This is a genomic window from Streptomyces sp. NPDC090108, assembly GCF_044747185.1.
In the GTDB taxonomy this organism is placed as follows: domain Bacteria; phylum Actinomycetota; class Actinomycetes; order Streptomycetales; family Streptomycetaceae; genus Streptomyces.
On sequence record NZ_JBIVDQ010000009.1, the window covers coordinates 88,620 to 103,059 of the forward strand.

General features: G+C 72.0%; 19 protein-coding genes and 1 tRNA gene. 18 read left to right on the forward strand and 2 right to left on the reverse strand.

Features of this window, described 5'->3' with window-relative positions; all coding sequences use genetic code 11:
• The first annotated feature begins 17 nt into the window (after positions 1-17).
• From ACIPRD_RS28565 to ACIPRD_RS28600, 8 genes are all read left to right on the forward strand, one after another.
• A complete protein-coding gene (locus ACIPRD_RS28565) occupies positions 18-746 on the forward strand; it encodes a siderophore-interacting protein (protein ID WP_401567173.1) in 729 nt (242 codons plus the stop codon).
• Between the two features lie 24 nt (positions 747-770).
• Complete coding sequence (locus ACIPRD_RS28570; RefSeq protein WP_401567176.1) at positions 771-1,391, forward strand: HhH-GPD-type base excision DNA repair protein; 621 nt, start codon at positions 771-773, stop codon at positions 1,389-1,391.
• Positions 1,392-1,483: 92 nt separating this feature from the next.
• A complete protein-coding gene (locus ACIPRD_RS28575; protein WP_356402300.1) occupies positions 1,484-2,152 on the forward strand; it encodes an HdeD family acid-resistance protein in 669 nt (222 codons plus the stop codon).
• Between the two features lie 94 nt (positions 2,153-2,246).
• Positions 2,247-2,570 carry a hypothetical protein gene (locus ACIPRD_RS28580; RefSeq protein ID WP_356402298.1) on the forward strand — a complete coding sequence of 108 codons (324 nt, stop codon included), beginning with the start codon at positions 2,247-2,249 and terminating at the stop codon, positions 2,568-2,570.
• Between the two features lie 62 nt (positions 2,571-2,632).
• Positions 2,633-2,758 (forward strand): hypothetical protein, encoded by a 126-nt coding sequence (locus tag ACIPRD_RS28585; protein ID WP_356402296.1) that lies wholly within the window; start codon positions 2,633-2,635, stop codon positions 2,756-2,758.
• 200 nt (positions 2,759-2,958) lie between these two features.
• On the forward strand, positions 2,959-3,150 hold the full coding sequence (locus ACIPRD_RS28590; RefSeq protein ID WP_356402294.1) for a YegP family protein: 192 nt from the start codon (positions 2,959-2,961) through the stop codon (positions 3,148-3,150).
• Between the two features lie 150 nt (positions 3,151-3,300).
• Complete coding sequence (locus tag ACIPRD_RS28595; RefSeq protein ID WP_003986294.1) at positions 3,301-3,597, forward strand: type II toxin-antitoxin system VapB family antitoxin; 297 nt, start codon at positions 3,301-3,303, stop codon at positions 3,595-3,597.
• 97 nt (positions 3,598-3,694) lie between these two features.
• Complete coding sequence (locus ACIPRD_RS28600) at positions 3,695-4,333, forward strand: LytR C-terminal domain-containing protein (RefSeq protein ID WP_356402291.1); 639 nt, start codon at positions 3,695-3,697, stop codon at positions 4,331-4,333.
• Between the two features lie 113 nt (positions 4,334-4,446).
• Here the strand turns inward: ACIPRD_RS28600 and upp are convergent, their stop codons facing one another.
• Entirely contained in the window at positions 4,447-5,082 is a 636-nt protein-coding gene (upp, locus tag ACIPRD_RS28605; RefSeq protein WP_356402289.1) for a uracil phosphoribosyltransferase, read from the reverse strand.
• Positions 5,083-5,573: 491 nt separating this feature from the next.
• Here upp and ACIPRD_RS28610 point away from each other — a divergent pair, with 491 nt between their 5' ends.
• The 7 genes from ACIPRD_RS28610 to ACIPRD_RS28640 all read left to right on the forward strand — a co-directional run bounded on the left by ACIPRD_RS28610 (position 5,574) and on the right by ACIPRD_RS28640 (position 9,699).
• Complete coding sequence (locus ACIPRD_RS28610) at positions 5,574-6,107, forward strand: hypothetical protein (protein WP_356402287.1); 534 nt, start codon at positions 5,574-5,576, stop codon at positions 6,105-6,107.
• A 59-nt stretch (positions 6,108-6,166) separates the two neighbouring features.
• A complete protein-coding gene (tadA, locus tag ACIPRD_RS28615; protein ID WP_356402464.1) occupies positions 6,167-6,598 on the forward strand; it encodes a tRNA adenosine(34) deaminase TadA in 432 nt (143 codons plus the stop codon).
• 46 nt (positions 6,599-6,644) lie between these two features.
• Positions 6,645-6,729, forward strand: a tRNA-Ser gene (locus ACIPRD_RS28620).
• Between the two features lie 172 nt (positions 6,730-6,901).
• The gene (locus tag ACIPRD_RS28625; protein ID WP_356402286.1) at positions 6,902-7,081 is read left to right on the forward strand and encodes a hypothetical protein; all 180 of its coding nucleotides are present in this window, start codon (positions 6,902-6,904) and stop codon (positions 7,079-7,081) included.
• A gap of 10 nt (positions 7,082-7,091) precedes the next feature.
• Positions 7,092-7,385, forward strand: coding sequence for a Dabb family protein (locus ACIPRD_RS28630; protein WP_401567181.1), 294 nt, complete (start codon positions 7,092-7,094; stop codon positions 7,383-7,385).
• 193 nt (positions 7,386-7,578) lie between these two features.
• On the forward strand, positions 7,579-8,451 hold the full coding sequence (locus tag ACIPRD_RS28635; RefSeq protein WP_401567506.1) for an RNA polymerase sigma factor SigF: 873 nt from the start codon (positions 7,579-7,581) through the stop codon (positions 8,449-8,451).
• Between the two features lie 312 nt (positions 8,452-8,763).
• Complete coding sequence (locus ACIPRD_RS28640) at positions 8,764-9,699, forward strand: RNA polymerase sigma factor SigF (RefSeq protein WP_356402282.1); 936 nt, start codon at positions 8,764-8,766, stop codon at positions 9,697-9,699.
• Positions 9,700-9,949: 250 nt separating this feature from the next.
• Here ACIPRD_RS28640 and ACIPRD_RS28645 read toward each other — a convergent pair whose 3' ends face one another.
• Complete coding sequence (locus tag ACIPRD_RS28645; RefSeq protein ID WP_356402280.1) at positions 9,950-10,144, reverse strand: hypothetical protein; 195 nt, start codon at positions 10,142-10,144, stop codon at positions 9,950-9,952.
• A gap of 204 nt (positions 10,145-10,348) precedes the next feature.
• Between ACIPRD_RS28645 and ACIPRD_RS28650 the strand changes: the two genes are divergently transcribed.
• The 3 genes from ACIPRD_RS28650 to ACIPRD_RS28660 all read left to right on the forward strand — a co-directional run bounded on the left by ACIPRD_RS28650 (position 10,349) and on the right by ACIPRD_RS28660 (position 14,313).
• On the forward strand, positions 10,349-10,843 hold the full coding sequence (locus ACIPRD_RS28650) for a MarR family transcriptional regulator (protein WP_356402278.1): 495 nt from the start codon (positions 10,349-10,351) through the stop codon (positions 10,841-10,843).
• A 13-nt stretch (positions 10,844-10,856) separates the two neighbouring features.
• Entirely contained in the window at positions 10,857-13,400 is a 2,544-nt protein-coding gene (locus tag ACIPRD_RS28655; protein WP_401567186.1) for an MFS transporter, read from the forward strand.
• Between the two features lie 91 nt (positions 13,401-13,491).
• Entirely contained in the window at positions 13,492-14,313 is an 822-nt protein-coding gene (locus tag ACIPRD_RS28660) for a YceI family protein (RefSeq protein ID WP_356402274.1), read from the forward strand.
• Positions 14,314-14,440 lie beyond the last annotated feature (127 nt).

Consider the following 14,440-nt stretch of genomic DNA (forward strand, 5'->3'; position numbering starts at 1 on the left):
CGCGAGGGGTGGACCGGATGGCGCAGGCGCGGCGGGGCTGGGAGGGTGCGGTCCTGAGGCTGATGGGCGCGAAGGACTTCGTGTGCACGGTCACCGGGGCGGAGGACGTCACCCCGCACTACCGGCGGCTCAGGCTGGACGACGGCGGACTGCTGGCCGCGGCCGGCGTCCACCCCACGATGTGGGTGCGGCTGTGGTTCTCCGACGCCTCCGGGCGTCCGCACCAGCGGGCCTACACCCTCGTCGACCCCGACCCCGCGACCGGCACCTTCGGGCTGGAGTTCGCCCTGCACGAGGGCCGGGCCTCGGACTGGGCGCGCGCCGCCCGGCCGGGCGACACCATCGAGGCGACCGTGCAGGGCACCGGGTTCCAGCACCCCGAACCGGCACCCTCGCATCTGGCCCTCGTCGGCGACACCGCCTCGCTGCCCGCGATCGGCTCCCTTCTCGGGGCGCTGGACCGGACACCGGCGACCGTCTGGTTCGAGGGCTCGCTCGACGGCCTGCCGCTCCGCCGCGACCCGTCCCGCCACGAGTTCCGCGAGGTGCCCCGCGAGGACGGAGGCGGCCGCCTCGCCGCCCGGGTGCGCGCCGAGCTGCCCGGCGTCCTGTCCGCCACCCCCGACCCGTACGTCTGGATCGCCTGCGACACCGCGACGACCCGGGGCATCGCCTCGTACGTCCGCAAGGAACTGGGCGTGCCGAAGGCGCGGCTGCACGCCCTCGGGTACTGGCGGGCGGACTGAGCCGGCGCGCGGGATCATCGGCCCATGGACGTCACTCTGCACCTCGCCCAGGACCCCGACGCCGACGCGCTGCTCGGGCGCAGTCCGCTCGCCGCGCTCACCGGGATGCTGCTGGACCAGCAGATCCCGATGGAGTGGGCGTTCCGGGGTCCGGAGACGATCGCCCGCCGGATGGGCGCCGACGACCTCGACGCCCACGACATCGCCGCGCGCGACCCGGAGGCCTTCGCCGCGCTGCTCTCCGAGAAGCCGGCCGTCCACCGCTACCCGGGCTCGATGGCCAAGCGCGTCCAGGAGCTGTGCCGGTACCTGGTCGAGCACTACGACGGCGACGCCGAGGCGGTGTGGCGGGACGTCGCCACCGGGACCGAACTGCGCGAACGGCTGGAGGCGCTGCCCGGGTTCGGCAAGCAGAAGGCGCAGATCTTCCTCGCCCTGCTCGGCAAGCAGCTGGGGGTCCGCCCCAAGGGCTGGCGGGAGGCCGCCGGGGCGTACGGCGAGGCCTCGTCGTACCGTTCCGTCGCCGACATCACCGGCCCCGAGTCGCTGGCCAAGGTGCGGGCGCACAAGCAGGAGACGAAGGCGGCCGCGAAGGCGGCGAAGGCGGCGAAGGCGGCGAAGGCGGCGAAGAGCACGGGGAAGTGACGGCCCGGGGCTGACGGGGGAGAGACTCCCCGGCTCCACCGGCCGGCCCCTCCCGGGTGGCGGGGCAGGCCCGGACGGTCCAAGCATGGAACATGACCGAGGCTTCCACCGGCGGCTCCTCCTGGGACCGCGAGTCCGACGACCGCAGTGTCCACTCACCCCACGCACCGCACGGGGTGCACGAACCCGAACCGCCCTTCGAGGGCCCCCTGCACGCCCTGTCCCGAGCCGCGTGGCAGGTCGTCCTGCTCACCGGCATCGCCTCGCTGATCCTGGGCGTGCTGGTGCTGGTGTGGCCGGGCCCGTCCCTGCTCGTCGCCGGCATCCTGTTCGGCGTCTACCTCGTGGTCAGCGGCGTCTTCCAGCTGATCTCCGCCTTCGGCACGCACAAGAAGACCTCTCTGCGCGTCCTGGCCTTCCTCAGCGGCGGCCTGTCGATCCTGCTGGGCCTGCTCTGCTTCCGGGGCCCCATGCAGTCGATCCTGCTGCTCGCGCTGTGGATCGGCATCGGCTGGCTGATCCGCGGGATCACCCAGACCATGGCCGCCGTCTCCGACTCCTCGATGCCCGGCCGCGGCTGGCAGATCTTCCTCGGGGTCATCACCTTCATCGCCGGCATCGTGCTGATCGACTCGCCGTTCGAGTCGGTGGCCGTGCTGACCCTGGTCACCGGCTGGTGGCTGATCGTCGTCGGCATCGTGGAGATCGTCACCTCGTTCCAGATCCGCAGCCGGGCCCGGAAGATCCCGCAGACGGTATGACCGCCGTCAACCACGGGGCCCGCGGGGTACGCCGAGCGAGCGGATCTCGCCGCCGCACGATGAACCCCGCGCCTCGCACGGGGAGATGAACAGGGTGAGCACCGCACGCCGCCGCCCGCCGCGCCACCGCACGTGGCCACGGCTGCTCGTGCTGCTGCTCGCCCTGCTCGTGCCCGGCGCGCACGCGCAGGCCCAGGCCGCGCCGGCGCTGACCGCGTCCGCCGAGACCACCGAGCACGACACCCTGGACACACTGCTGCGGCCGCCCGCGCGCACCCTGCACCAGGCGGACGCGCCCGAACGCGTCGCGTCCCTGCCCGGCCCCGCGCCCGCCGGGGCGGCGGCCCGCCCGCACCCCGCGGCCCCCGGACCGTGTTCCTCCCTCTCGCTGCCCCGCACGGTGGTCCTGCGCTGCTGACCCGCGCCTCGCTCACGCAAGGCACCTGTCAGTCCGACGCGAGGAACACGAGGAACACCGTCATGCCCACCGACCCTTACGCGGTCCTGCGCGCCCTGCTGCGCGCGGAGGCCAGGCGCAGCACACCTCCTCCCCGGCCGAACCGCGAATCGCCCCCGCCGCAGCGCCCGGAGAAGGCCGGCCGCTGAACCGCCGGCGGAGGCGGCACCGCGCCTCCGCCGGATCCCGGTCCACAGGCTGCCTCCGCCGGATCCCGGTCCACAGGCTGTGGACAGACCCGCCGCACGGACGCGGCCGGCGCCGCGGGTCCCGCCCCCTCGTCAAGCTGCGTGGACCCCTCACCCGGCTTAGCGTCATCACAGGGGGCAGATCCGAGAGGTGACACGCCATGACCGGCAAGTTCGAGGTCTACGAGGACAAGAACCACAAGCACCGCTTCCGCCTCAAGGCGGGCAACGGAGAGATCATCGCCGCGAGCGAGGCCTACGAGAGCAAAGAGTCCTGCATGAAGGGCATCGAGTCGGTGAAGCGGAACGCTCCCACCGCTCCCGTGGTCGACAAGGAGCAGCCGACGGCCTGACGGTCCGTCGCCCGGTGTCCCGCCGCCCCGCCCCGGCGGGACACCGGCACGCCGGTAGTCCCCCGTATGCCCAGATTGCCGCTTCTTTTCGGGCGGTGCACTCCGCCGCCATGGCTGCGCCCGGAACGCCTCGCCCGGTAGGCTTTCCGTGTGATCTTCAAGCGCATCGGAAACGGCCGGCCGTACCCCGACCACGGCCGGGAAAGCACCCGGCAGTGGGCGGACGTCGCGCCGCGCCCGGTCCGCCTCGATCAGCTCGTGACCACCAAGCAGCAGCTCGATCTGGAGACGCTGCTGGCCGAGGACTCGACGTTCTACGGCGACCTCTTCGCGCACGTCGTGAAGTGGCAGGGCGACCTGTATCTGGAGGACGGCCTGCACCGCGCGGTCCGCGCCGCCCTCCAGCAGCGCCAGGTGCTGCACGCACGCGTGCTCGAACTCGGCTGACCCCGGCGGCACTCCCGTTGACCCTTTCGGGTTCCACTGGGCGCCGTCGACTGATCATCTAATAGGCATCTCCGCCGCGGCACACTACGCTGCGCCCATGAGCATGCTGACTCCCCCCGGCATGGGTGGCCAATACCGGATCACGGGGGACAAGTACCCCCGGATGCGCCCTCCTCGGCGGCGCGGCAGGCTGGTGACCGCCGTCGCGGCGTCCGCAGCAGTGCTGGGCCTGATCGGCTGGGGCACGCTGCAGCTCATCGACGTCTTCACCGGCGGAGACAAGCACATCTCGGCGGCCACCAAGGCGGACTGCCGGACCGCGGTGCAGCCCGTCACCCGCAGCAGGCCGGCCCCCCGGCCGGGCACGATCACCGTGAACGTCTACAACGCCACCGCGCGCAGCGGGCTCGCCAAGCAGACGGCGGACGAGCTGAAGAAGCGCGGATTCCGGATCGGCGCCGTGGGCAACGCGAGCAAGGACTTCGACAAGAAGGTCAAGGGTTCCGGGGTGCTCCTCGGACCCGCCGCGGCCCTCGACACCTCGCTGCCGGTGCTGACGACCCAGCTCGCCGACGCCGAGCGCCGCACGGACGCCGCGCGCAAGGGCGCCGACCTCGACCTGATCATCGGTGACGGCTTCAAGTCGCTCACCCAGCGGGCCGCCGCCGACCTGGCCGTGGCCAAGCTGACGTCGCCCGGACAGGCCGCCGACGCGCCGAAGAAGAAGGGCTGCTGAAAAGGCGGGCCCGCCGCGACGGCGGCGGGCCCTGACACCGCGCGGCCGGTCCCCCGCGGCCGCGTGACGCGGTGCCGCGCGGGACCGGCCGGGTGCGGCTCGGCGTCGTACCGCTACTCGGCGGCGCCGTACAGGCGGTCGCCCGCGTCGCCCAGGCCCGGGATGATGTAGCCGTGCTCGTTCAGGTGGTCGTCGACGGCCGCCGTGACGACGGTCACCGGCGTCCCCGCCAGCTCGCGCTCCATGACCTCGACGCCCTCCGGGGCGGCGAGCAGGACGACGGCGGTGACGTCGTCGGCGCCGCGCTTGATCAGCTCCTGGATCGCCGCGACCAGGGTGCCGCCGGTGGCCAGCATCGGGTCCAGGACGTACACCTGGCGGCCCGAGAGGTCCTCCGGCATACGCGTGGCGTACGTGGACGCCTCCAGCGTCTCCTCGTTGCGGACCATGCCCATGAAGCCCACCTCGGCGGTCGGCAGCAGCCGGACCATGCCGTCCAGCATGCCGAGGCCGGCGCGCAGGATCGGCACCACCAGCGGGCGGGGACGGGCGAGCTTGACGCCCGTGGTCCGCGCGACCGGCGTCTGGATGTCGACGGCCTCGGTGCGCACGTCCCGGGTGGCCTCGTAGGCGAGCAGGGTGACCAGCTCGTCGGCGAGACGGCGGAAGGTGGCGGAGTCGGTGCGCTGGTCGCGCAGCGTGGTGAGCTTGTGAGCGACCAGAGGGTGGTCGACGACATGGAGACGCATGTCTCTAACAGTAACCGCGCCCGGCCACCGCTCGCTCTGACGGCAAACCGCCCGTCCGGGGGAAGGGCCGGAACGGCCGGCCGCAGAGGCGTGTCCGCGCCCGCCCCGCCACGCGCCGGCCGCGCCACGCCATGCGCGGGCGTACGTTCCGCCGACGGCCCCCGCCGTCGTACGGTCCTGTACGCAAGGACCGCGGGGAAGAACCCGGCAGGAGGGACCGACGCCCGCCCAGGCGTCGCGGAGACGGCCGTGCGTGGGCATGCGGAAAGCCGCGTACGATCCGCAGGTGGTGGCAACAAGTGCGCTGGTGGGTCGAAGCGGGATCCACGATCGAAACAGCCAGACACAGGGAGCCGAAGACGTCCCCTGAACGCCTTGTTTCTGCCACGATTCCGAGTGGGCGGGGCTCGGAGCGCAAGGCTTCGCTCCGTCCAGGACCTCCGCCGGGGGGACCCCCAACCGGCACGCCTCTGACCAGTGGGAGAGTCACGGTGTACTTCGCCGCACTGCTCGCGCGCACCGAAGACGGGTGGAAAGCGAGCGACACAGAGCTCGACGATGTGGAGACCCTGTCGGATCTGGCCGACCTGGCCCGGGAAGCCTCTCCCGAGGAGGACACCGTGCTCGTCCTGATCGAGCAGGAGGACGCCTGGTTCGGCGTCGTCCGCGTCGACGGCGAGGACGACCCCCGCATCTACGTCTCGGACGCCGCCGCAGCAGCCCGCAGCGCCTACGGTGAGCTGCTGCTCACGGACGAACTGCTGGGCCGCGACCCGGATGCCGACGACGGCACCGACGTGGACTCCTTGGACCTCGACGGCACGGAGGACGGCGAGTCCGGGGACGAGGACGAGGAGGACGGCCCGTCCGCCGACGCCGTCCCGCACAGCCCGGTCGGCGACAGCGAGATCCTCGACGACCTCGGGATCGCCGAGAAGGAGCTGCGCACCCTGGACGCCGAGGACGCCCTCGGCGCGATCGCCGAGGCCCTGGGCGCCTCGGAGGTCCTGGAGACCGTCCGCTGACCGCACCACCGCACCCGCACGGCGCACCGGACCCGGTGCGCGACCCCTGGCGGCCCGCCATGCGGCTCGCCCTGGCCGAGGCCGAACACGCCGTCCGGGGCGGTGACGTCCCCGTCGGGGCCGTCGTCCTGTCCCCGGACGGGACGACGGTGCTGGCGACCGGGCACAACGAGCGCGAGGCCACCGGCGACCCCACGGCGCACGCGGAGGTCCTCGCGCTGCGCCGGGCCGCCGGCGTCCTCGGGGAGTGGCGGCTGACCGGCTGCACGCTCGTGGTCACCCTGGAGCCCTGCACGATGTGCGCGGGCGCGCTCGTGCAGTCCCGGGTGGACCGGGTGGTCTACGGCGCCCGCGACGACAAGGCGGGCGCGGCCGGCTCGCTGTGGGACGTGGTGCGCGACCGCAGGCTCAACCACCGCCCCGAGGTCGTCGAAGGTGTGCTGGCCGGGGACTGCGCACGGCAGCTCACGGAGTTCTTCCGGGACCGCTGACCCGCCGATTTCGAACCACGCCCCACCTTGCTGTAAGGTCTCCCTCGGTAGCGTGTCCGAGCGGCCGAAGGAGCTCGCCTCGAAAGCGAGTGTGGCGCAAGTCACCGAGGGTTCAAATCCCTCCGCTACCGCCGAAGAAGGGCCCCGTCGAAAGACGGGGCCCTTCGTGCATGTGTTTCACGCCGCGGCACGGCGGACGGCAAAGACCTTCCGCGCACGGGGCGTTGATCTCCGCCGGTGGGTGACGGTTACACTCGCCGCCGGCAGCAGGGGGCCCACGGGCCACGGACAGGGGAGGCCGCGGTGGCGGTGAACGCCAAGAAGATCGCCGTGTACGCGCTCGTGGTCTTCGCGCTGTACGTCATCATCACGGACCCGGCGAAGGCCGCGGACTACGTCCAGATAGGCTTCGAGGGCATATCGGACGCGGCCAAGGCCATAGGCGACTTCATGACGTGGGCCGCCGACGGAGGAAAGAGCTGAGGTACCCCCCATGATCCGCCACCTGGTTCTGTTCAAGCTCAACGAGGGCGTCGACCGCGACGATCCGCGGGTCGCGGCGGGCGTGGCCGCCTTCCGGGCGCTCGGCGGCGAGATCGGGGAGCTGCGCTTCTGGGAGTGCGGCTGGAACGTCACCGACCGGCCGATCGCCTACGACTTCGCGATCAACTCGGCCGTCGAGGACAGGGAAGCGCTGGTGCGCTACCTGGAGCACCCGGCCCACCAGGAGGGTGTGGCCCTGTGGCGGGAGTTCGCCACGTGGGTGATCGCCGACTACGAATTCTGAGCCGCGCGCCGGTCACGGCCGCTCGCGGAACTCCGGCCCCCCGCCGTCCCGGCGGGGGGCTTTCGTGCGTCCGGTGCCCCGACTTGGCGGCGTTTGAACTCAACACGACGTAATGCGGTGCTTGCACACAGTGCACATGTCTTGTGATGCTATGACCGCTTTTGACGGATGATTGACCGATGAAGAGGTGGCGTTGACCGTGTCGGCCAGTACTGCGCCGCCCCAGGCGGAGGCCTCCGCCCCCCCCCCCGTTCCCCCGTCTCCGGCCCCGTCTCCGGACCCCTCCCCCGCCCCCGAGAAGCGCCGCGGTGCCGACACCCGCGCGCTGACCCAGGTGCTCTTCGGCCAGCTCAAGGACCTCACTCCGGGCTCTCCGGAGCACAACCGGGTGCGCGGGGCGCTCATCGAGGCCAACCTCCCGCTCGTGCGCTACGCGGCGGCCCGCTTCCGCTCCCGCAACGAGCCGATGGAGGACGTGGTCCAGGTCGGCACCATCGGCCTGATCAACGCCATCGACCGCTTCGACCCGGAGCGGGGCGTGCAGTTCCCGACCTTCGCGATGCCGACCGTGGTCGGCGAGATCAAGCGGTACTTCCGGGACAACGTCCGCACCGTCCACGTGCCGCGCCGGCTGCACGAGCTGTGGGTGCAGGTCAACAGCGCGACCGAGGACCTGACGACCGCCTTCGGACGCTCGCCGTCCACCGCCGAGATCGCCGAGCGCCTCAGGATCAGCGAGGAGGAGGTGCTGTCCTGCATCGAGGCGGGACGCTCGTACCACGCCACCTCGCTGGAGGCCGCGCAGGAGGGCGACGGGCTGCCCGGCCTGCTGGACCGGATCGGCTACGAGGACCCGGCCCTGGACGGCGTGGAACACCGCGACCTCGTCCGGCACCTGCTCGTGCAACTCCCCGAGCGCGAACAGCGGATCCTGCTGCTGCGCTACTACAGCAACCTCACCCAGTCGCAGATCAGCGCGGAACTCGGGGTGTCCCAGATGCACGTCTCCCGGCTCCTCGCGCGGAGCTTCCAGCGGCTGCGCTCCGCCAACCGCATCGAGGCATGACCGGCGCACGGGAGCACGGAGCGGAACACACCAGCTCGCACGCGTTCGCAAGCGGGATCGAACGGTAACCGCGGAGAGCGAATCACGCACCGGAGTCTTTCTCGGCGGTTGTGCGCCGAAAGACCGTCAGACCCCTTGTTTCCAGGGCCGATTCGCATCTTGCATGTCGACATGTCACTACAGCGCGTTGCCGACATGTGACATTCTGCGGGAAGCGCGTTTGCCGTGGCTCCGGCTCCGGTATTCAGGTGAAGGCCGCGCTGCCGTCCATGGCAGCGCACCGCGACCGTCCCGCGACCCAAAGGGGGTGGCATGTCCGCAGACCAGGGCAGCTCGAAGGTACTCACGCCCACGAGCGAGGCAGCGCCCAAGAAGCTCGATGTTCTCGACGTCCTCGACACCGTGGAAGGCGTCACGCCTCTCGATGCCGTGCCGGCCCCGGCGGGTGCGGCCGCGGCCGACGCCCCCGTCCTGCCGGCCACGGGTGACATCGACACCCGCACCCTGTCCCGCTCCCTGTTCCTGCGGCTCGCCGCCCTGGACGAGCACAGCCCCGAGCGTGCCTACGTCCGCGACACCCTGATCGAGCTGAACCTCCCGCTCGTGCGCTACGCGGCGGCCCGCTTCCGCTCGCGCAACGAGCCGATGGAGGACATCGTCCAGGTCGGCACCATCGGCCTGATCAAGGCGATCGACCGCTTCGACTGCGAACGGGGCGTGGAGTTCCCGACGTTCGCCATGCCGACGGTCGTGGGCGAGATCAAGCGCTTCTTCCGCGACACCTCGTGGTCGGTGCGCGTGCCGCGCCGGCTCCAGGAGCTGCGCCTGGCCCTGACGAAGGCCAGCGACGAGCTCTCCCAGAAGCTGGACCGTTCGCCGACGGTGACGGAACTGGCGGCGGCCCTCGGGGTGTCCGAGGAGGACGTGGTCGACGGTCTCGCCGTCGGAAACGCCTACACCGCCTCCTCGCTGGACTCCCCGGCCCCGGAGGACGACGGCGGCGAGGGTTCGCTGGCGGACCGGCTCGGTTACGAGGACAGCGCGCTGGAGGGCGTGGAGTACCGCGAGTCCCTCAAGCCGCTGCTGGCGAAGCTGCCGCCCCGCGAGCGACGGATCATCATGCTCCGCTTCTTCGCGAACATGACCCAGTCGCAGATCGGCGAGGAGGTCGGGATCTCGCAGATGCACGTCTCCCGGCTGCTGACCCGGACGCTGGCGCAGCTGCGGGACGGGCTGATCTCGGACTGAGCCCCGGCGACGGCGGAGCGTCGGGACAGGGCGCCGGCACCCCCGGCGCCCGGAGACGGAGTCCGGCGCTTCGTACGGCGGCGCGCGCAGCCGCCCCCGCCGGCCTCGCGGCCGGTGGCCTCGCGGGGCATTCCGCAGGCCGGCACGGCGGTGCCGGCGCCCCGCGCATGTGGTGACCCGCGTGACGGCACAGGCAGGTCACCGGGAGCGGGAACCGCTCTCGGCGACGTCGGTGCCGCCCGCGAGGGTGTTACTTGAGCGCGAGCCACGCCACCGCGGCGACGACGGCCACGGCGACGACGATGCCGAGGATGAGGCCGACGCGCGGACCGGAGGAAGTGGCCTGCTGAACCTGCGCCGGCGGCGCCTCGTCGACGAAGGCGCGGAACATCTGGGTGCTGCCTGCGGGGTCGTAATTGCCCTGAGGGCCCTGGGTGTTAGCCATGGGCCGAGACACTAGCGAATCCCGGACCACGGCCCAAGTGCGGGGCCACCGGGACAGAAGAGGGCACGTCACCCGCGCTCACCTGCACATTTACTATCGCAATACTTGCCTTTGCCAAGTTTTTGCGCCGCCCTACCCTCCATTATTTGCCTGCGGCAACCAAGCACCCTTACGGTTGCCTCAAGCAACAATTACGGAGGTGTCATGGCCGAGCAGGCGCAGTTCGAGGAACTGGCGCGGCAGCTCAGTGCCGTCGGCGCCGTGAAACGGGACCTGGGGCGCATCCTGCCGCCCGACTGCCCGGCCGGGTCGGCCACCGTGCTGACCCTGCTCGGCCGTCACGGCGACATGCGCATGAGCAAGCTCGCCGAGCTGCTCGCCGTGGACATGTCGGTCACCAGCCGGCATGTCACGCACGTCGCCGTACGCGGCTGGATCGAACGGTCCCCGGACCCCGCGGACAAGCGCTCACGCATCCTGCGTCTGACGCCCGCGGGCCTGGAGCAGCTCGACGAGCTGTCCCGGCGGACCAGCCGGCTGCTCTCCGAACGGCTGGCCGACTGGAGCGACGAGGACCTCGCCCAGCTCATCCGGCTGATGACGCGCATGCGCGCGTCCTTCGGCGACTGCCGCTCCGTCCCGGCACGGCCATCCGCACCCGTAGTCGACGAGACCACCCGTACACCCGCAAGCACGTAAGAGAAGGAAGCTCATGGCAACAACCACACCGTCCGGTGTGCGGGCCCACGCCAAGCACGGGGGAGGCCCCGAGCAGGCCCCCATGACCCACCGGCAGATCATGGAGGCGCTCTCCGGTCTGCTGCTCGGCATGTTCGTGGCCGTGCTGTCCGGCACGATCGTCTCCAACGCCCTGCCGAAGGTCATCGGCGACCTGGGCGGCGGCCAGTCCGCCTACACCTGGGTGGTCACCTCCGCCCTGCTGTCGATGACCGCGTCCACCCCGCTGTGGGGCAAGCTCGCCGACCTGTACAGCAAGAAGGCGCTCGTCCAGATAGCCCTGGTCATCTACGTCGCGGGCTCCGTGGTCGCCGGTCTGTCGCAGAACCCCGGCATGCTGATCGCCTGCCGCGTGGTCCAGGGCATCGGCGTCGGCGGTCTGACCGCCCTGGCGCAGATCATCATGGCCGCGATGATCTCCCCGCGTGAGCGCGGCCGTTACTCCGGCTACCTCGGTGCCACGTGGGCCGTGGCCACCGTCGGCGGCCCGCTGATCGGCGGTGTCATCACCGACACCTCGTGGCTGGGCTGGCGCTGGTGCTTCTACGTCGGCGTGCCCTTCGCGGTCATCGCGCTGATCGTGCTCCAGAAGACCCTGCACCTGCCCGTCGTGAAGCGTCAGGTGAAGGTCGACTGGGCCGGCGCCCTCTTCATCACCGCGGCCGTCTCGCTGCTGATGGTCTGGGTGACCTTCGCGGGCGACAAGTACGACTGGGTGTCGTGGCAGACGTACACGATGGTCGGCGGCTCGATCCTGCTCGGCCTGGTCTTCGTCCTGATCGAGTCCCGCGCCGGCGAGCCGATCATGCCGCTGCGCCTGTTCCGCAACCGCACCATCACGCTCGCCTCGCTCGCCTCGCTGTTCGTCGGTGTCGCGATGTTCAGCGGCACGGTCTTCTTCAGCCAGTACTTCCAGCTGGCGCGCGACGAGTCCCCCACGATGTCGGGTGTCCTGACCATCCCGATGATCGGCGGTCTGTTCGTCTCCTCCACCGTCTCCGGCCAGCTCATCACGCGCACCGGACGCTGGAAGGGGTGGCTGGTCAGCGGTGGTGTGCTGACGGCGGCCGGCCTGGGCCTGCTCGGCACGCTCCGGTACGACACCGCGTACTGGAAGATGGCCGTCTTCATGGTCCTGGTGGGCATCGGCCTCGGCATGATGATGCAGAACCTGGTGCTCAGCACGCAGAACCAGGTGTCGGCCGCCGACCTCGGCTCGGCCAGCTCCACGGTCGTCTTCTTCCGCTCCCTCGGCGGCGCGATCGGCGTCTCCGCGCTGGGCGCGATCATGTCCCACAAGATCACCGACTACGTCAAGGACGGCCTGGCCGCCCTGGACCCGAAGTACGCCGCCGCCCTGGCCGGTTCGAAGTCCAGCGACAGCATCCCGGACATGGACGCTCTCCCCGCGCCGCTGCGCACGGTCATGGAGAGCGCCTACGGCCACGGCATCGGCGACGTGTTCCTGATCGCGGGCTGCCTCGCGGCGGCCGCGTTCCTGATCACGCTGTTCATCAAGGAGGTCCCCCTGCGGGCCAAGAGCGCTCCGGCGCAGGACACCACCGAGACGCAGGCCGCCGAGACCGTCGCGGCCGCCGCGCAGACCCTCGCCGCGGCCGAGGCCGCCGCGCCCGCCCCCGAGCAGGTCCCCGTCCCGGCCCTGGCCGTGGCGGACACCGGCGAGGGCACCGGTGCGGCTCCCGCCGCGCAGCCCGCCGCCCTCGCGGCCTCGGACACCTTCGAGCCGTCCGGCCCGGCCGGCGTCCCCGTCCACGGTTTCGTCCGCGGCGCGGAGGGTGCCCCGGTCGCCCAGGCCGCGGTCACGCTGATCTCGCTCTCCGGCCGCCAGCTGGGCCGCGCGGTCACCCAGGCCGACGGCTCCTACGCGGTCGACGCGCCGGGCACGGGCTCGTACGTCCTGATCGCCGCCGCCGACGGCCACCAGCCGCAGGCGTCCACGGTCGTCGTGCAGGACGGTCCGCTGTCCTACGACATCCTGCTCAGCGGCACCAGCGGGCTGACCGGTGTGGTCCGGGCCGCCGGGAGCGCGCAGCCGGTCCGGGACGCCATGGTGATCGTCACCGATGTGCGCGGGGACCTGCTGGCCACCGCCGCCACCGGTGAGCAGGGCGAGTTCGGCTTCGCCGACCTGGTGCCCGGCATGGTGACCGTCGCGGTCAACGCGGGCGGCTTCCGGCCGCGCGCGCTGCCGGTCGAGGTCGCGGCCGCCGGGATCACCCGGGTCGAGGTCGACCTGGACGCCGGCGCCCGGCTCCAGGGTGTCGTACGGGCCCCGCACGGCCCGCTGGCCGACGCCCGCGTGACCCTGGTGGACCAGGCGGGCAACGTGGCCGGCACGGCCACCACCGGAACGGACGGGGCGTACGCCTTCGCCGACCTGGACGCCGGCGAGTACACCGTGATCGCCACGGGCTACCCGCCGGTGGCCTCCGCGCTGACCGTCACCGGCGCCGGAACCGACGGACACGACATCGAACTCGCCCACCCCGGCGAGTAGTTCACCCCCGGCCCGTGGTGCGCGCCTCCCGCGCGCACCACGGGCCGGACTCTTTGCGACCAATTTTTGTGCTTTTACAGGGAGATACGGGATGGGACTGACCGCGAGAATCCGCACCCGGGACGGTTGGGCCGTGTCGCACGCGGTCGTCACGGTGACCGACGCGACCGGATCGCAGGTGCTGCGGGCCGAGGCGGACGCCGAGGGGACCGTGCGGGACACCACCGCGCTGGCGCCCGGCGCCCACACGGTGATCGTGACCGCCGTGGGCTACGCGCCCGCGGCCTCCAGCGCGATCGTCACCGCGAGCGGCCGCGCCGAGGTCGGCACGGTGACCCTGGCCCGGCAGGGCGGCACCGAACTGCCCCCGCCCGGCACCTGGACCATCGACCCGGCGCACTCCTCCGTCGCCGCCGTCGCCCAGCACCTGGGCATCTCCAGCGTGCGCGGCCGGTTCACCGAGTTCGGCGGCACGATCGAGATCGCGCCCGGTGACCTCGCCGGGTCCCGGGTGGACGCGGTGATCCGGGCCGCGACCATCGACACCGGCAACGCGATGCGCGACACGCATCTGCGGTCCGCCGACTTCCTGGACGTCGAACAGCACCCGGAGATCACCTACCGGGGCGGCGAGCTGACCCAGGCGGGCCCCGACCGCTGGACCGTGCACGGCGAGCTGTCGATGCACGGCGTCGTCCGCCCGGTCGACCTGGACCTGGCCTACCTCGGCACCGGCGCCGACCCCTGGGGCGGCACCCGCGCCGCCTTCCGCGCCACCGCCGAACTCCACCGCGAGGACTTCGCGATGAACTACAACCAGATCCTCCAGGCCGGCATCGCCGCCATCGGCACGACCCTCCGGGTCGAGCTGGACATCCAGGCGGTCCAGGGCGACTCCCTGCCCACCGCCTGAACCACCCGCCCCTCGGACCGCGCCGCCCCGCGTGCGGCGGCCCGGCCCGGGGGGCGGCGGGCTCCGGGTGAGCGGCGGCCGCGGGGACGGCGGGCCCGGGGGAGACACCCAGGGGTGACGTGCCGGT